Below are 16,962 nucleotides of genomic sequence, written 5' to 3' on the forward strand. Positions count from 1 at the left end.
CGTTATGCTTGAGATAAAGAGGCAAAAACACGTTCCACCGCGTATGCGCCTGGATCTTTAGTGCCGTTTAAACTGTCGCTATTTAAGTAAGAAGAGCGGCCTGCGTTCGCTTTTAGCATTGTTGCTGTAGCTTCTGCCCCTTCTTGAGCAGCCTTCGCTGCTTGTGCTAATCCGTGTCCTGCCCATGAATCAAGTGCAGGGTAAAGTGCATCAATCATGGTACGGTCACCCGGCTTCGCACCGCCGTATTGCATCATGCGAGCTAGGCCATCTTGCAGCGCCGCGACTAAATCATTGCTGCTGCTCAAATGGCGGCCTGCCGCGGTAAAGAAGATTGATAGGAGAACGCCTGACGAACCGCCCATTACCGTGGTCAACTTTTCACCAACAACGTTCAGCAGTGTTGCTGGTTCATTCAGTGGTAGATTGTTGGCATCAAGTTCAGCCAATACTTTGCGCGCGCCGGCTGCGAACGTTGAGCCAGTATCGCCATCACCAACAATTGCGTCTAGGCGGTTCAGCTCTGGCTCTAGATCAATTAGAGTTCCACATACTTGGCGGATTGCCGTTGCTACTGCATCGTTTTGGCTTGGGGTATATTCAATTTTAGCTGCGCGGTTTTCACACGCGACCACAGCCTCTTTACTCACTTCAAAAGCGCCAGGCCATGCTTCTGTGGCAGATTCTGCAAATAGCGCAGTGCGCGTTGCGTCATCAAGACGAAGCAATGAAAGTGAGAAACCTTTCATGTCGATAGCCGTCATCAGTGCTGCAGGGCCAACAAAACACTCTGTGCCTTCACCCAGTTTTGATTCAACTACGGCTTTAGCAACCACGTTCATTTCGATTGGTGATAACCCACCTAGGTTATTGATCAGTACTGCGTGTTTTTGACTTGGACGCGCTTCTAGCAGTTTGCTCGACATAAGTTCAACAAACTCACGACATTCAGCCACATCGATAGTTTCGATACCCGCTTCACCGTGAATACCTAAGCCAAGTTCCGCTTTACCGCGAGCAATACGTTCTTCGCCTGTCGCACCTGGTAGTGAACAGCTTGTCAGTGCAATACCAATACTGGCCGTGTTATCGATGGTGTTTTGCGCTGCTGCTTTAACTTCTTCTAATGACGCGCCTTGCTCTGCAACATAGCCCGCCACTTTATGAACAAAAAGTGTTCCTGCGATACCACGAGGTTTAGGGTTGTTAGGGATAGAGATGTCGTCATTCACGATAACGAGCTCGACTTTGTATCCCATCTCTTTGGCTTTTTCACACGCTAGGCCAAAGTTTAAACGGTCACCGGTGTAGTTTTTGATGATAACTAGGCAGCCTTTTTCACCAGTGACATGGACAATAGCGTTTAGTACAGCATCAACACTTGGTGCTGCGAATAAGTCACCACAAACTGCAGCAGTTAGCATGCCTTTACCAACAAACCCTGCGTGCGCTGGCTCGTGACCTGAGCCACCACCACAAATAATCGCGACTTTGTCTTTTTTCCAGTCTTTACGAGTAATCACTTTGATGTCGTTGTTAAAATCCAACTTAACTAAATTACCCAAGCGTTGAGTATAAAGCGTGCCGTCAATAGAGTCCGACACCCAAGATTCTTTCTTATTAATAATTAGTTCAGCCACAATTACACCTTTTTAAATTCTGAATAGTGTTGTTCTTTACTTTCGCCAACTTGATGAAGTAGTGATTCGAATTGACCATTTGGAAACATCGAGGCTAATTGCTTTTTCGCTTCTATCTCGCTCATGCCCAAGTGATAAATAAAAATGTCCTTCGCCATTTCATAACAACAATTGTTTTTCATACGCTAGCACCTCTATGAGCCGCTGAATGACTTCACCTCTGTTAAGAGCACTCTATCTTGTGAAGTTACCCGGCCCTTGCGAGCCGGGTCTTGCTTGGAATTACAACTCTTCTTGGAAGAAGCGTGCATCCATCTCTTTCAATGTTGGTAGCACGATTGGTGCAAATGGAAGTTGGTCAAGGATATCTTTCTGTAGATCCACACCCGGTGCGATTTCAGTCAGAACCATGCCGTCACGAGTACGTTCAAATACACAACGCTCTGTTACGTAGATAGTTACGCCGCCTTCTTCTGCACGGAAGTCGCCACTTGCTGAAATCTCATCCACTTCAGCAACAAATTTAGGGTACATACCTTCTTGGTGGATAGTTAGCTTGCCGTTTGCAATCTCAGTTTTCAGACCGCCGCCTGAGAATGGGAAACAGAACACAGCTTTTTTCGCACTTGCTGTTAGGTTCACGAAGCCACCCACACCAATGATCTTGTCACCTGCACGGCTTACGTTAACGTTACCCGCGCCATCCACTTGCATCGCGCCTACGAATGTGATGTCCAACATACCGCTGTCGTATAGGTCAAACTGGCTAGCCGTTTCTTGACACATTTCTGGGTTTAGAACCGCACCAAACGATAGACCGCCAACTGGTGTGCCACCGATCAGACCCGCTTCAATGGTTAGGTACATGTTGGTCGACATACCGATTTCTTTAGCTGCACTTGGCACCAACTCAGGAACACCGATACCCAAGTTAACTACTGCGCCATCAGCCAGTTCCATCGCCGCACGACGTGCAATAACTTTATGTAGAAGTTCACGAGGTTTCTTACCGCTACCCGATGTTAGGTGAGCAATATTTTCATGCTTTTTAGGAATGTCAGCCGCAGGCATGACGAACTCACCCGTGTATGCTGGTTCGTACTTCTCGATCATGGTTTGCATTTGCTCGCCATCAACAACAACCGCATCGATAATTGCTGCTGGAAGTTTAACTGTACGAGGGTGCGATGCCGTTGCAGAAACGCGCTCTACTTGAACGATAACCTTACCGCCATTCGCTTTTGCTGCCATTGCTGTGCTGTATGGGTCTAGGTAGAACGCTTCGTGTTCAAATGATACGTTACCGTTCACATCCACTGTAGTACCACGGATGATTGCCACATCGACTTTTGGTGCTTTGTAGAACAAGAACTCTTCGCCGCCGATTTCCATCAGTTCTGCTAGTGTATCGGTTGAACGCTCGTTCAATGCACCACGGCTGTTACGAGGGTCAACGAATGTTTTTAGACCTACTTTAGTCAGGACACCTGGTTGCTTTGCAGCAGCCGCGCGGAATGAGTGGCTGATAGGACCATATGGTAGGTTGTAAGCTTCAATTTTGTTTTCAGCAGCAAGCTTTTTCAGACCCAACATTTTGATGAAGTGAGAAGCAACAACGCGACGAACCATGCCTTCGTGAGAGATAGCGTCAATTAGACGACCTTCTTGAGATTCACCTAAGCCAGCACCAAAGTAGTAGCTCAGATCACGTGGCTGACCTTGTTCAAGGAATTTTTGGCCAAGAGCGATAGCAACTGTCTCTGGGAAACAAAGAGAACCAAAACCGTTAATTGCAACGCAATCTCCAGATTTAATTAGGTCGATTGCTTCTTTTACATCCATAATTTTGTTATTTAGTGACATGTTAAATATTCCTATTATTTAAATTTGGGTATCAATTCAGGCTAAAACTGGCTAGCTTCAGAGTTTGGTCGCTATTGAAACTAGCCATCTAATATCTGTCTAAAATGCTCTTAACGGCGTGGTAGGTATTGGCGTGCGATGCCACGTCCTACCACGATTTTTTGAATTTCAGTCGTGCCATCAACAATCTGTAGCATCTTCGCTACGGCCATTGCTTTACCGATTGGCGCATCTTTCATAAAGCCTTCTGCACCAAACAATTGAGCACACTTCACTGTGACTTCCATCGCTACGTCAGTCGCGAACAACTTGTTCATTGCCGCGATATTGGCAACTGGCTCACCGCTATCCATCACCGCTGCTGTTTTGTAAAGCAGGCAACGCGCAGCTTCGATTTTGGTGTTCATCTCAGCCAACTGCCATTGGATACCTTGGTTAGTCAGAATTGGCTTACCGAACGATTCACGCTGACCTAGGTATTCCGCTACCGAGTCAACAGCTTGTTGAGCAACACCGATGGCAATTGCTGGTGTAAATACACGAGCAACATCAATCGCTTTCAACGCTTCTTTAAAACCATTGGCAGAAAGAAGGTTGCGCTTTGGTACCACACAGTTATCAAACTCTAAGCTACCCACTACGATGCCGTTACCAATCATGCGCTCACGGTTTGCGATGTAACGGAGACCAGCAACGCCATTTGGTACAAACAACATGATCATGTTTTGGCTGTCTTTACCGTCTTTCACCATCACGTTGAAGTAATCAGCATCTTGCGCATTGGTGATCCAATCTTTCTGACCGCGGATGATGTATTCGTCACCAACCAATTCTGCGTATGCGTTCGTTGCCGATGGATCGCAACCTGATGCACTTTCAGTCAGAACAAAAGCGGTGGTTTTAGTACCGTTTGCTAGGTCTGGTACAACTTTTAGCAACTCAGGATCGATATCTTCATAGAAGGTTGCGATTTCCATGTTGATGTTGTTTTGCAGTTGCAACAGGAATGACATGATGCCGCTGCCATGTGCTAAGCCTTCATAAACCAAAGACATTTGCAGGTAGTTGTAGCTGTGGCCGCCCATTTCTTTCGGAATGCCTAAGCCGTAGAAGCCTTGCTCAGCCATTTCTTTCATTTTGGCTTTTAACAGCTCACGATCGTTTTCTAGTTGAGAAGCGAATGGAGCCAAGCATTCCAAGCTGTACGCTTTTGCTTTTTCAAAGATTGCTTGATGTTCTTTATCGAGTAGGAAGTTCATTTCACACCTTTAATTCGTAATTATTCGTTATCAGATTATTAAGCTGGTTTCTTTTCTAATGGCGTTTCTAAGTTTTGTTCTTTCTTCTGTTCAGCTTTCCAGCCCGTTTCAGTTAAAAACATGGTTAGAACCGCGAATAGCGCTGGAGTAATACAGGTTAAAGAGAGCGCTGTTTCCAAACCGTATTGAGTACCTAGCCAACCGGTCGCGGCACCACCAGCGGCACCACCAAGGCCCACGAGTGAGAAGATAAAACCTGTACCCATTGATACTGCACGTGGTGACATATCCGTTTTGTAAAGCGTGGTGAACGCAAGCGGAACAAAGTTGTAGGCAGCATAGCCAGCAATAAAGGTTGCAATAGCTAACAGAGGCACACTCGCGGTAAGCATCAAGCTGTAATAGGCGATTGGCAGAACCACACCAGAAGCAACGATTAGCGGTTTGTCATAGCCCCATTTCTGCGCCAAGATTGGCGAGACTAAACAAGCGATTGCAGAGCCGATTGGCAAGAAACCGAGAACCATACCTGCTTGAGCAATGGATAGATTCAAACTCTCTACCGCGTAAGTTGGCCAGAAGGTATATACCGCAATCCAAGTCAGTGACGTCATTGGCCATGCAATGGCTAAGATCCAAGTATTCTTGTAGGTTAACGCCTCTTTAAGCGGTTGTAGAACTGGTACTTTTTCGTAGTTAGATTGCGTCTCACCTTTATCTTTTGCGACAAATAACCATGCAAAAGCAAGAATTAACGAGAACACACCCATTACGTTCATCACTTCACGCCAACCTGTCATCATGGCAAGGAACATAGGAAATGCAGCAGTACCTAACATTTGACCCGCAGGGCCGGTGAACATTTCGATACCGTTAATAGAGCCCAGTCTTTCCTTAGGAAACCATTGAATCTTAAAGACAACCAGTACCGAAACGATGCCCGCAGCGACGCCCATAACAAATAGACGACCGATAAACAGCATGGTGACGTTAGTGGCGAAGCCTTGTAGCAGCATGCCGATACCTAAGATTAAGAAAATGCAAAATAAAACAGTCTTAGGTTTTCCTTTACTAATGAAACAAATGATTGGAATCGTCAGTAGACCTTTACCAATCCAGGCGATAGCGCTGAGCCAGCCTGCCGTTTCTAAGTCAAATGCAATATCTGCACGCATATCTGGCAAAATTACACCAAAAGCGAAGTTTGATAAGTTAGCAACCATGAAAGCAAGCCAAGCTATCCATACTATCGCCCATCCCCTTGCGGGAACTTTTTCATTTTGATTCATCGTTAATTACCTTTGGTTTTGAATGTGGACTTGATGAATGAATCATTATGGAAAACCAAAATTTTCAATAGGAATATGACAAAATGAAATTTTGAATCTTGATTGAATGCTCAAAAAGCCACTTTGAACATTTATTTGCCATATTCAATTGTGATCTATCTCGTATTAGTCACGTTATTTGAGGTCAAAAATGTCATTTTGAATATTTCACCATTTCAAAACGTTTCATTTATGAAACATCGAAAAATATTTCATTTTGACACTGTCATCCTGATAAATTGCACTCGTCGATTAAATTCAAATTGAAATATAGGAAATATCTATGAAAGCTTTTAGTGATGTGGTGAATTACCGCCGCGCAGTACGTAAATACGATAAAGACTATGCATATGATGCCGATGTAGTGACACAAGCTCTTGAGTTAGCCACTATGGCACCAAATAGCTCTAACATGCAGCTATGGGAATTCCACCGCGTAAGAAGCCCTGAGATGCTTGAGAAAATGAAAGCGTGTTGCCTTGGTCAAAATGCAGCTAAAACAGCCAACGAACTGATTGTTTTTGTTACGGCACCACAGAAATGGCGTCAACGCGCAGAGATGAATGCCAAAGTGATTCGCAATGCTTTTGCTAGTAAACCAAACACGCCAGAGCATGTATTTGCTTACTATGAGAAAGATATGCCATTCCTATATGGCGGCGAGGGTCTGATTGAATACAAAGGCTTAGATGGTGAGGCGGGACAAGAACTGCGTCGTAATGACGTACGTGTCATTCTTAATAAAAGTGCTGCTTTAGCCGCAATGACTTTCATGTATGCGCTGGCTGAAAAAGAGTACGATACCTGCCCAATGGAAGGGTTTGAGGAAAACGCAATCAAATCACTACTTAACCTGCCTAAAGAGGCTGAAGTTTGTATGGTTGTGAGTTGTGGTAAACGCCTGCCTGAGGGTGTTTATGGCCCTCGCCTGCGTGTAGATTTAAGTGACGTAGTTAAAGAACACTAATAATTAGTGTCATCAATCATCTACTGATTTTCCAATTTATAACAACGTCAGTTATCTAGGCTAAACAAACTTTACTTAGCCTAGATAATGAAATAACAAGAATTAATTTTATTTTCGCATAATAATATTTCCATCTACGCCACTTCTGACGAAAACGCTATAAATAAATTATTCATAACTATAAATAGCAGTTATTAATAATTAAATTCAATCATTTCCATAGCTGTTTTCGTCTATACCCAAACAACTTGGAGATGCAGGTAGGCGACACCGCTGCGACTTCAAGTAGGACGGGTATATTTATTTAGAGCACATCAATCTATGTACCATAATAATCATTCTGTATTTGGGGCTGGATGGATGCTAGTCGCGGGAGTTTCTTTCGCGCTAGTCAATACATTAGCTCAATGGCTGAGTATCCATTACGGGCTTAGCTCAACCACCATCACTTTTATCCAATATGCGATTGCGCTTGTTGTGATCCTACCCTACCTAAAAAGCTTAGGTATTCGTCGTTCCTTAACGACCAAAAAGTTAGGTTGGCATATCTTTCGCGTCTTTCTATCGGTAATTGGTATTCAGCTATGGATGTGGGCGTTAGCCTATCCTGTACCAATTTGGCAAGGTATCGCCCTGCTGATGATTTCACCTTTGTTTACTACCTTAGGTTGTGGGCTGATCCTCAAAGAGACGGTTGGTTCAGCGAGGTGGGTAGCAACACTGACTGGGTTTATTGGTGCGATGATCATCCTTGAACCATGGAGTGATGCTTTTAGCTGGGCTGCGCTACTTCCAGTCTGTGCGGCTTTCTTTTGGGCTTGTTATTCACTCATTGTTAAAAAACTCTCTTGCGACGAACCACCTTCTACAATGGTGATCTACCTACTGATGCTCATCACCCCATTTAATATTGTGGTCGCAATACCAGAATGGCAGATGCCACAAGGCATCGAGGTTTGGTGTTTACTGTTTTTGGCTGGCGTCGCCACTGCTTTGGCACAGTGGTCAATTGTAAAAGCCTATTCCATTGCCGAAGCGTCGTTTATCCAACCTTTTGACCATGCCAAACTGCCGCTCAATGTTCTAGCTGGATGGATGATGTTTGGCTGGGTTCCCCCAGGCAGGCTGTGGATCGGAGCGACAATTATCATTGCTTCTGTTGTGTTCATCACCCATTGGGAAGCGAAGAAAACCCTACAAATTCAGAACCATCGTTTGAATAAGCTCGACCTCCCAGACTCCGCTCTCTAGCTAAACCTAACAATATCAGGCGGGAACAATCATCCCGCCTTGATCCACTAAACCGTTCGTCACTGACACTTCTCCCAGCTTTGATACTGCGACTGCTTCAATTCCTGCTTGCACATTAATGTAATCCATTGCCTCAGCCACACTCGGTAAAAAGCCTGCTGTACTCCATATTTCGCCATCGACTGATTGCTCGGAAATGATGGTCAAACTGGCAATTTCAGTGGTAATTGGCATGCCTGTCCTTGCATCCAACAGATGATGATAGCGCTGACCATCAACATCAAAATAGCGCTCGTTAATACCCGAAGTGACCATAGACATACCTTTCAAAGGCACCACACGTAACACATCGCCACGTGCGGCGAGTGGATTCTGAATGCCGACATTCCAAGCGTGGTTGCTGTTTTTCGGTGAATAGCCAATAGTCAGCACATTGCCACCAAGACTAATAAAACCATGCTCGACACCCGCATCAACTAACATACGTTTTACTTGATCAGCGAAGTAACCTTTGGCGATTGCTCCAAGGTCAATCTCCATCCCGACTTGGCTTAAATAGACGGACTTATTCGCTTCATCCAGCAAGATATTCGTTGGGTCGACCAAACCAAGCTTGGCTTTAATGTCATTTTGACTCGGCACTTTGGCGTCGTTAAAACCGATTCGCCATGCTTTGACTAATGGACCGATCGCAATATTGAAAGGGTTATTGAGATCTTGGCTGTGCGCTTTTGCCAATTTAATCAATTGGAACAGATCATCTTTGACCCTAACTGAAGCGATACCCGCATTATGATTCACCGCCATCAATTCAGAGTTCGGCTGATTCACGGTAAAACGCTGGGCATAATTCTGAAGTTGTTGGTAAGCCTGTCGAATCAGTTGCTCACCATTTGGGTGATAAACCAATAATTCAATAATGGTCCCCATCATCTGAAAACTGGCGCGGTAATTGGTCATACGGCTCCTACTTTCTACTAAATCACTGACTAAAATGAAAAAGAGGGAAGCGTCGCTCCCCCCTATCTCGCTACAAATTCAGATAATTAAATTGAATCCGCAGCGCTCTCACCAGCAATACGACCGTAAGTGAAGATATCAATAAGTGCGTTACCACCCAAACGGTTACCCGCGTGGATACCCCCAGTCACCTCACCTGCCGCGTATAGACCTTGAATCGCATGACCATCAGTGCCAATAACACGCGCCTTGGTGTCAATCTTCAAACCACCCATGGTGTGATGAACCGATGGTTGGCGTGGTGTGGCGTAGAATGGTGCCTGCTGGACTTTCAAACCAAACGCACTCTTATGGAACTCTGGATCTTGCCCTTGTTCAACACAGTGATTGTACTGTGCAATCGTCTCGGTTAACTGCTCTGCCGGAACGCCAATCTTTTCGGCTAGCTCTTCAAGCGTATCGGCTTGAATGATGATGCCCTCTTTGATTTCGCGCTCAATGGTTTCATCAGATGTATTCGCCGCAGTTTGGCGGATATTCTCATCGGCAATCATGTAAATCAGACCACCATTGTCAAAGAAGGCGGATGACAACACATCACGGCTGCCACATTCATCAACAAAACGCTTACCTTGTTGGTTAACAAAGACAAAGTTCTCTGGCGGAACGATCAAACCTGTTAGCAGAGCGCCTGATTTAGGATCGCCCACTGGCATCAATTGCACAAAGCCCATACCCACCAATTCTGCACCCGCTTTCTCGCCGATTTCAATGCCATCGCCTACGAGTGCTGGAGAGTTGGTGGTTTTGATATCATCGGCGATCTCTTTCCAATAGGTATTGTACTTTTTGATCATCTGCGTATTTGCACCAAAACCGCCAGACGCCAGCACTACACCATGGTTAACGCGCAGTTCTAATTGAGTCCCGTTCGCTTGAACCGCATTGATACCAACGACTTTGCCCTCTTCAACAATCAAATCTGTCGCGCGCGTATCGGTAATGATGCGACCATTTTGCTCTTGAATGCGTTTTTGCAGTTTATCGACAAACTCGACACCTTTAGGACGTTTTGGTTTATGAGCACGACGCCACAATGCCCCTACAGGGATTTCAACCACACTGCGGTCAAAGTCGATACCTTTGTCACTCAACCAATCGATAGATTCCATCGAGCGAGAAGTCAGCGTCTCAACCAAATCATATTGACCAAAAATCGCCTCGCCATTTAAGTCGGTACGCTTACCACCTAGATAGGTTTGAATACGGTGCAGTTCAACAGAGTCAAACAAGTACTGCTCACCATTAGCCAAAGCGGTAAAGTAATCATCAAGCTGAGATTTTAGTACGCGGAAATCTTCAAGGTACTGACCAACAAACTCAGATTCTGGCGTTTTCGCCAAAAGCATTAAGGTCTCTTTTTCACCCGGCAGGGCTGGGAAATCATTTTGCCATGCAGGCTCTGCAGCGTTGACCCAACCACCGGTACGAACCGTGTTACCGCCAATCGCTGGGAATTTTTCCAGCAAGATAACAGACTTGCCTTTATCAAGTGCTGTCAGTGCTGCACTTAAACCCGCACCACCGCCGCCGACGACGACGACATCCACCGTTTCTTTAATGGTTTTCGAAGACCATACCACCGCTTCTTTTGCCTTGCAGCGCAATGCTTCTGAGTTACCACCAGCTAAATCAACCGCATTAGACACCCCATCTAATACCGCTTGGCTACTTACTGTCGCCCCTGAAATCACATCGATGTTAAGCGTCTGTCCATCAAGGATCTGCTGTGGAATACGCTCGAACGCTGGGTTTGCGATACCATCCGACTCTTTTGAAGAATCGACAACGATTTCAAGGATTTGATCCTCAGAGAAGGTTACCGTAACCGGTAAGTCACCATTGTGACCACGTCCATAGGCTGTATATTGACCAGAATTAAACTTGATTGGCACATTTTGCAGTTCTTTAATGCGTTGGTGTTTCAACGCTTCTGCCGCACTGTCGACAATCATGTAATCCATGATTTCCCATAGCGGAGTTGGAATTTGCAATGCTTCTTGCTGGGCAATGTCCGCAAACTCAGCGCAAGGCTCATCACGCAGAACTTTACCAGCCCAAGTTGGCTCAACTAAGTAGCCTTTACCGATACTCACCATATCGTAGCCCTGCTCTAGGGCTTTATCAGCATCCGCGCGCTGGGCAATACCACCCACACCAATCACTGGCACTTTCGCGACGTGCTCAGATTGCATCTGACGGTATTTATCAATCAAAGGCTGTTGATCTTCTGGCGTAACAATCGAATTACGCAGCCAACTGCCCATTGAGAAATGGAAGTAGTCCAAACCGTGCGCGGCAAGCTTATCAAGTAAGAACATGGTGTCGTCAAAGCGAATACCCGGCTGCTCAATTTCTTCCGGTGAGAATCGGTAACCAATGACAAACTCGGTTTTATTGTGCTCAGCGACAACTTGCTTAGTCTTCGCCAATATTTCTAGTGGGAACCTAGTGCGTTTTTCGATATTACCGCCCCACTTATCGCGGCGACGGTTTGAGTGTGGAGAAAAGAACTGCTGAATGAGGTAGGTATTAGCGCCATGGATTTCGACACCATCAAAGCCCGCGATGATAGCGCGTCTTACCGCGTCACCGAACTTTTCGATCATCGCTTCGACTTGATCTTTAGTCATCTCAAGTGGCGTTTCAGCATTGTCGCGCAAGGCCGCTACAGGACTGGCAGAAATTGGCTGATGACCACCGTTAAATTCAGGGTTTGCCATACGACCAGCATGGTAGATCTGCAAAATCGCTTTTGAACCTTTGGCTTTGATTGCCGCTGCCAATTTCGCTAAACCCGCAATTTTACTGTCGGTGTCGATACCTAGCGCACCTGGAAATGCTCGACCATAGTTTTCAACAAACGCACTCTCGACAATGATCGCCGCCGCATCACCTGAACGAGCCGCGTAGTAATTGATCATTTCTTGAGTAACGCCACCATCAAAAAACGCAGATTGGATGGTCATCGGCGCCATCACGATACGGTTATTTAGCTTGACCCCGGACTGAAATACGATTTCATCGACTAACTGAGCCATAGGTAGTTTCCTTATACAGATTAATTCTCATATGAAACGTACTTATCGTTCAGTTTTACGTGGCGGAAGTATTTTTGATATGAGAACCAAATAGGCACTCTGAAGACTCCAAAAATACTAGTCCTTTAACATTATGAGTAAAATGAATAGTTTGCATTTTTACTATGCTCAATGCGCATTAACTTATTTGTTGCTGCATGATTGATACATTATTTAACGCATCGGCAAACTCTAAGAAACAGTTGGAACACTCTATTATCCAAGACAATTTCCACATTAAAACATTGATATTAATAAAATTAATTAACGCAAAACCCCATAAACCTCTGCCCACCACACCAATAACTTCAGTGGAAAGAACTATGGAATAGGTAAATTACAGTCACCATCAAATATGTGACATTACGCACATTTAGTATTGCCAAACAGTACATGCTCAAGCTGAAACTGAGCGACGTAATTTAAATAACGCCTCCTGAAAAATATAAAAAAGCGCAAATACCTAACGTAAATATTTGCGCAAACGTCCATAACTACGATTAATAAAAACCAACAAAATCGTGGCTAATTACCACTACGGCTAATCACTTCTTCTCCGTTATAAACCAATCTAGTTGACCAAGGAATTGGATTTCTCAATGCATAGTGTGCCATGCAGCCATTTTCCGCTTCATTGAGCAAATCTTTGATCTTCTCTTCTGGCTCAGGGCTTTCAATGATCACGTGTGTTTCTACGATGTCACAACCACCATCGGTCATGTAACCGTGGTCGCGCATGTGACCTAGATTAGTTTTAAACACAATACGTTGCTCTAACTTCAGTGAATCCACTTGGATTTTACGCGCATTCAGAATGTCGGTTAAATGTGTCATCAAACAGAAACCAATCCCGGCAGAAAAGAATGCAAGCGGTGGCGGCGCGGTATCATTACCCACTGGTGGCTGTTCATCACAATAGAGCTTTACTGGGCTAAAACCGGGAATATTGACGGACACGACGCCGGTTTTTTTCTGCATATCACCCGCTTCAGCGGTTAAGTTTACTTCAAAACGATAAGGCTCTGGATGGCGCGCTTTCGCAAACTTTGATGGTTCATATTGAGTCGGTTGTGGTTGCTCTGCGTTTAATTCACCCACGTGGAAAAACTTTTCTGTTGCCATTAATTGTTCCTTGTTTAATCCGTAACGCTGAATAGATTTTATGCGAAAAGATGTGAATTTAGTCGTCAAAGTCGCCTCTAATTCAAGCTATTATGGTGGCTTCATTCATATCCACCTGTCATTTTGAAGGATTACGTCATGCTAACTAAACAAGACAAAAAGATACTCTCTCATCTGCAAGAGAATGGTAGAAAATCCATTGTTGAATTGGCTAAAGCCACGGATATGTCTGAATCCACGTGTTTAAGACGCACCAAGCAATTAGAAGAAACCGGAGTGATCAAACAGTACGGTGCAATGTTGGATGCCGAGAAAGCAGGATTTGGTGTCACGGCTTTTATTCAGGTCAGTATCGATCAGCGAAATGAAGCCGCATTTGATGAGTTTAAAAAAGCGGCGTGCGAACACCCACTCATCTTAGAGTGTTACTCACTATCTGGTCCTTATGACCACCTAATGAAAGTGGTCGCTCGTACGAACAAAGAGTTATCACAGTTTATCTTAAAAGAGCTGCGTAGCTTCCCCGAGGTCAGGGAAGCACAGACTTTATTTGTCTTGGATGAGGTCAAACATACCAGCGCATTACCTATTAACATGCCTGACTGACAACATCATGAGTCATGACGTTGTAACCAAGGCTAGTTTGCTCGCGCTCAATTCCGCAGCTTTTGCCAAAGTCGCCCGTCAATAGCTGACAAGCCCAGCGCGATGAGCGCCATGCCAATTAAGTGGATTGGCTGCAAGGATTCATCCAAAAATACGACGCCAAGTAAAATTGCAGAAACTGGCACTAATAGCGTTACCAATAAAACATTCGTCGCACCAGCAAGCTCTAAGATTTTAAAGTACAGCATGTAAGCCAACGCGGTCGAGACCACAGCAAGACCCAAAATTGACAACCAAGTATGCAAGCTTACATTGGCAAACAAACTTGGGCTTTCTACCACCAGTGCGACAGGCAATAAAACCAGACTGGATGCGGTCACCTGCCCGGCTGCCAACATAATTAAGCTGATCTTCATCGCTTTAAAGCGTCGACCATGCACACTGGCAAACGCGTAACTGGTACTTGCGCCTAATATCGCCAATTGTGCCAGCAAAGGACTTTCGCCGCCCAACGCCGGTAAACCTATCATGGTCACCACACCAATAAAGCCAATCACCACCCCCAATACTTTCAGCGGTGTGGGCTTTTCATCCGGTAAAAAGAGACCTGCGACCACCACGCCAAATATTGGCGTCGCGGCGTTTAGAATTGACGCTAAACCAGAAGCAATCTGAGTTTGCCCCCAAACAATCAGCAGAAATGGAATCACATTATTGAGAAGCCCCATACCAAGAAAGGCTGCCCATACACGGTAATCTTTAGGCGGGCGATGCCCCGTGAGCAGTGCGATTACCCAAAGCGTCAGTGCGGCTAAACTCACGCGCAACGTGACAATAATCAACGGTGGCAATTCATTGACTGCGACGCCGACAAAGAAAAAGGACCCGCCCCACAATATTGAAAGCAGTATAAGCATACCCCAAACGGTCGAGGTCATTTCATGTTTGATTTGAGGTGTCATTTGGCGGTCCATCGCGGGCTGATGCAATTTTCCATACTAACTTGTCAGCGCTTATAAAAGCAAAGGCGAACTTTTCAGTTCGCCTTGGTTATAACTTCAATTCAGCAATCATTAGGTCTAGCGGCTCATCATCAAGCCAAACAGATCTTTCGGGTTTGCCATGCGCGGCACAATTTCGATCTGCTCGCCGATATTTAGCTCAGTTGCCAAATCATAGGTGTAACGCAGTACCGAAAGATCTTCGAGTGCGAAGCCTACTGAATCAAAAATGGTAATTTGCTCAGCGCTATCACGCCCTTGTGCTTTGCCTGCAATTACTTCCCACAATGGATTCACCTTATGCTCGGCAGGCAGTTGTTGAATATCTCCTTCAACACGAGTTTGTGGCTCATGCTCAACAAAGATTTTGCCTGCACGCAGTACATCAATATGCAGCTCAGTTTTGCCCGGACAATCACCACCCACACCGTTAATGTGCATGCCCGCCTCGACCATATCTGGTGTCAGAATAGTTGCGTAAGCTTTGTCCGCCGTTACGGTTGTGACGATATCTGCACCTTGAACACACTCTTTAGCTGAGTTTGCCGCAACCACTTTAAGCTCTGGGTATGCTAGTAAGTGATTCGCCAATTTATCCATCGCTGCGCTATCAATATCAAAGATACGTAGCTCAGTGATGCCAAGTAATTTATGAAAAGCGATCGATTGAAACTCGCTTTGTGCGCCACAACCAATCAACCCCATCACTTTAGAATCAGGGCGAGCTAACGCTTTCGCCGCCATTACCGAAGTAACCGCAGTGCGAAGACCGGTCGAAATGGTCATCTCACACAATAAACGAGGGTAGCCTGTCGCCACATCGGCTAATGCGCCAAACGCCATCACCGTGGATAAGCCATGCTTCGGATTTGATGGGTGACCATTTACAAATTTAAAGCCGTAGTTTTGATGGTCAGCTACTGGCATAAGCTCAATCACGCCCACTTCACTGTGCGCCGCCGTGCGAGCAGATTTATCGAACTCTTCCCAACGAGAAAAGTCCTGTTGCATGTACTCAAGTAAACCGCCCATAAAGGTTTCACAACCTTGAGCTTTTACTAATTTGGATAGTGCATCTACATCTAGAAATAATGTCATCTTAAGTCTCACTGTTCCCTTGCTAAATATGGTCGCATCACAGTGCAGATACGCAGGCACGACTCTGATGACAAGGGAAAATTGTTGCTGTTTTTATATGGTTCACCACCATTTTAAGTCTAAGTAGAGCCAACAAAAAGACAGACTAATGCACAAATGTTTAAGCATAATTAGCATTTTGATAGGTAAAAGTGGCATTATGCTAAAACCGCTTTCTATTTTGAGTTTTGCAATGAGTAACCTAGATGATATTGATCGCCAACTATTGGCTCTATTGAGAAAAAATGCCCGCATGTCAGTTGTGAATCTGGCTAATAAACTCAAAGTCTCGCGAGCGACGGTGCAAAACCGAATTAACAAGTTAGAGAAAGAAGAGGTGATCCTCGGTTATACCGTCAAACTCAAACATGAGGCGGAAGTGGAAGCGAACACAGTAAAGATCATTATGAGTATTTCTGTTGAAGCTAAAGATGAAGCTAACGTACTCAAAGAGTTAGAAGCCTTCCATGAAGTCATTTCGGTTTATCACACCAATGGCCATTGGGATTTGATAGCTGAAGTCCAAGCGGAAAACCTCTCGGTGCTTGGTGGATTATTAGTGCGGATTCGCTCAATCAAAGGCATTGTGCAAACCGAAACAAACTTATTGCTCGACCAGATTTTTTAACCTTCTCGCTAGTCCGATTGTTTAACCAAATTTCAGCTTAATATAGCGTTAAAGCATACT

At 45.0% G+C, this 16,962-nt stretch carries 14 protein-coding genes; 4 read left to right on the forward strand and 10 right to left on the reverse strand.

Annotated features, from left to right (window positions below; all coding sequences use genetic code 11):
• Positions 1 to 2: 2 nt before the first annotated feature.
• The 5 genes from IRQ95_RS04070 to IRQ95_RS04090 all read right to left on the reverse strand — a co-directional run bounded on the left by IRQ95_RS04070 (position 3) and on the right by IRQ95_RS04090 (position 6,051).
• Complete coding sequence (locus IRQ95_RS04070; RefSeq protein WP_194435725.1) at positions 3 to 1,640, reverse strand: dihydroxyacetone kinase subunit DhaK; 1,638 nt, start codon at positions 1,638 to 1,640, stop codon at positions 3 to 5.
• A 2-nt stretch (positions 1,641 to 1,642) separates the two neighbouring features.
• On the reverse strand, positions 1,643 to 1,822 hold the full coding sequence (locus IRQ95_RS04075) for a hypothetical protein (protein ID WP_194435726.1): 180 nt from the start codon (positions 1,820 to 1,822) through the stop codon (positions 1,643 to 1,645).
• A 100-nt stretch (positions 1,823 to 1,922) separates the two neighbouring features.
• Complete coding sequence (locus IRQ95_RS04080) at positions 1,923 to 3,503, reverse strand: acyl CoA:acetate/3-ketoacid CoA transferase (protein ID WP_194435727.1); 1,581 nt, start codon at positions 3,501 to 3,503, stop codon at positions 1,923 to 1,925.
• A 110-nt stretch (positions 3,504 to 3,613) separates the two neighbouring features.
• Positions 3,614 to 4,762, reverse strand: coding sequence for an acyl-CoA dehydrogenase family protein (locus IRQ95_RS04085; protein WP_194435728.1), 1,149 nt, complete (start codon positions 4,760 to 4,762; stop codon positions 3,614 to 3,616).
• 38 nt (positions 4,763 to 4,800) lie between these two features.
• On the reverse strand, positions 4,801 to 6,051 hold the full coding sequence (locus IRQ95_RS04090) for an MFS transporter (protein ID WP_194435729.1): 1,251 nt from the start codon (positions 6,049 to 6,051) through the stop codon (positions 4,801 to 4,803).
• A gap of 322 nt (positions 6,052 to 6,373) precedes the next feature.
• On the opposite strand from IRQ95_RS04090, the gene IRQ95_RS04095 reads away from it, so the two are divergent.
• Positions 6,374 to 7,057: a nitroreductase family protein gene (locus IRQ95_RS04095; RefSeq protein ID WP_228481255.1), complete on the forward strand. Its 684-nt coding sequence runs from the start codon at positions 6,374 to 6,376 to the stop codon at positions 7,055 to 7,057.
• A 321-nt stretch (positions 7,058 to 7,378) separates the two neighbouring features.
• Positions 7,379 to 8,308: a DMT family transporter gene (locus IRQ95_RS04100; protein WP_194435730.1), complete on the forward strand. Its 930-nt coding sequence runs from the start codon at positions 7,379 to 7,381 to the stop codon at positions 8,306 to 8,308.
• A gap of 15 nt (positions 8,309 to 8,323) precedes the next feature.
• Here IRQ95_RS04100 and IRQ95_RS04105 read toward each other — a convergent pair whose 3' ends face one another.
• From IRQ95_RS04105 to IRQ95_RS04115, 3 genes are all read right to left on the reverse strand, one after another.
• Positions 8,324 to 9,268: an FAD:protein FMN transferase gene (locus IRQ95_RS04105; protein WP_194435731.1), complete on the reverse strand. Its 945-nt coding sequence runs from the start codon at positions 9,266 to 9,268 to the stop codon at positions 8,324 to 8,326.
• An 86-nt stretch (positions 9,269 to 9,354) separates the two neighbouring features.
• Positions 9,355 to 12,369, reverse strand: coding sequence for an NADH-dependent flavin oxidoreductase (locus tag IRQ95_RS04110; protein ID WP_194435732.1), 3,015 nt, complete (start codon positions 12,367 to 12,369; stop codon positions 9,355 to 9,357).
• 564 nt (positions 12,370 to 12,933) lie between these two features.
• Positions 12,934 to 13,530: an OsmC family protein gene (locus tag IRQ95_RS04115; RefSeq protein WP_075648331.1), complete on the reverse strand. Its 597-nt coding sequence runs from the start codon at positions 13,528 to 13,530 to the stop codon at positions 12,934 to 12,936.
• A 138-nt stretch (positions 13,531 to 13,668) separates the two neighbouring features.
• On the opposite strand from IRQ95_RS04115, the gene IRQ95_RS04120 reads away from it, so the two are divergent.
• Positions 13,669 to 14,136 (forward strand): Lrp/AsnC family transcriptional regulator, encoded by a 468-nt coding sequence (locus tag IRQ95_RS04120; RefSeq protein WP_194435733.1) that lies wholly within the window; start codon positions 13,669 to 13,671, stop codon positions 14,134 to 14,136.
• A 47-nt stretch (positions 14,137 to 14,183) separates the two neighbouring features.
• Here IRQ95_RS04120 and IRQ95_RS04125 read toward each other — a convergent pair whose 3' ends face one another.
• Both IRQ95_RS04125 and ocd read right to left on the reverse strand, forming a co-directional pair.
• Positions 14,184 to 15,098 carry a DMT family transporter gene (locus IRQ95_RS04125; RefSeq protein WP_228481257.1) on the reverse strand — a complete coding sequence of 305 codons (915 nt, stop codon included), beginning with the start codon at positions 15,096 to 15,098 and terminating at the stop codon, positions 14,184 to 14,186.
• A gap of 117 nt (positions 15,099 to 15,215) precedes the next feature.
• Positions 15,216 to 16,235, reverse strand: a complete 1,020-nt coding sequence (gene ocd, locus IRQ95_RS04130) for an ornithine cyclodeaminase (RefSeq protein ID WP_194435734.1) — start codon at positions 16,233 to 16,235, stop codon at positions 15,216 to 15,218.
• Between the two features lie 232 nt (positions 16,236 to 16,467).
• Here ocd and IRQ95_RS04135 point away from each other — a divergent pair, with 232 nt between their 5' ends.
• Positions 16,468 to 16,902: an Lrp/AsnC family transcriptional regulator gene (locus IRQ95_RS04135; protein WP_123782664.1), complete on the forward strand. Its 435-nt coding sequence runs from the start codon at positions 16,468 to 16,470 to the stop codon at positions 16,900 to 16,902.
• The last annotated feature ends 60 nt before the right edge of the window (positions 16,903 to 16,962 follow it).

This window comes from Vibrio fluminensis (assembly GCF_015278125.1).
GTDB classification, from domain to species: Bacteria; Pseudomonadota; Gammaproteobacteria; order Enterobacterales; family Vibrionaceae; genus Vibrio; species Vibrio fluminensis.

Excerpts from the sequence above, each read along its gene's own strand:
- IRQ95_RS04075 (WP_194435726.1), bottom strand. The coding sequence starts at position 1,822 with ATGAAAAACAATTGTTGTTATGAAATGGCGAAGGACATTTTTATTTAT.
- IRQ95_RS04080 (WP_194435727.1), bottom strand. The coding sequence starts at position 3,503 with ATGTCACTAAATAACAAAATTATGGATGTAAAAGAAGCAATCGACCTA.
- IRQ95_RS04085 (WP_194435728.1), bottom strand. The coding sequence starts at position 4,762 with ATGAACTTCCTACTCGATAAAGAACATCAAGCAATCTTTGAAAAAGCA.
- IRQ95_RS04090 (WP_194435729.1), bottom strand. The coding sequence starts at position 6,051 with ATGAATCAAAATGAAAAAGTTCCCGCAAGGGGATGGGCGATAGTATGG.
- IRQ95_RS04095 (WP_228481255.1), top strand. The coding sequence starts at position 6,374 with ATGAAAGCTTTTAGTGATGTGGTGAATTACCGCCGCGCAGTACGTAAA.
- IRQ95_RS04100 (WP_194435730.1), top strand. The coding sequence starts at position 7,379 with ATGTACCATAATAATCATTCTGTATTTGGGGCTGGATGGATGCTAGTC.
- IRQ95_RS04105 (WP_194435731.1), bottom strand. The coding sequence starts at position 9,268 with ATGACCAATTACCGCGCCAGTTTTCAGATGATGGGGACCATTATTGAA.
- IRQ95_RS04110 (WP_194435732.1), bottom strand. The coding sequence starts at position 12,369 with ATGGCTCAGTTAGTCGATGAAATCGTATTTCAGTCCGGGGTCAAGCTA.
- IRQ95_RS04115 (WP_075648331.1), bottom strand. The coding sequence starts at position 13,530 with ATGGCAACAGAAAAGTTTTTCCACGTGGGTGAATTAAACGCAGAGCAA.
- IRQ95_RS04120 (WP_194435733.1), top strand. The coding sequence starts at position 13,669 with ATGCTAACTAAACAAGACAAAAAGATACTCTCTCATCTGCAAGAGAAT.
- IRQ95_RS04125 (WP_228481257.1), bottom strand. The coding sequence starts at position 15,098 with ATGACACCTCAAATCAAACATGAAATGACCTCGACCGTTTGGGGTATG.
- ocd (WP_194435734.1), bottom strand. The coding sequence starts at position 16,235 with ATGACATTATTTCTAGATGTAGATGCACTATCCAAATTAGTAAAAGCT.
- IRQ95_RS04135 (WP_123782664.1), top strand. The coding sequence starts at position 16,468 with ATGAGTAACCTAGATGATATTGATCGCCAACTATTGGCTCTATTGAGA.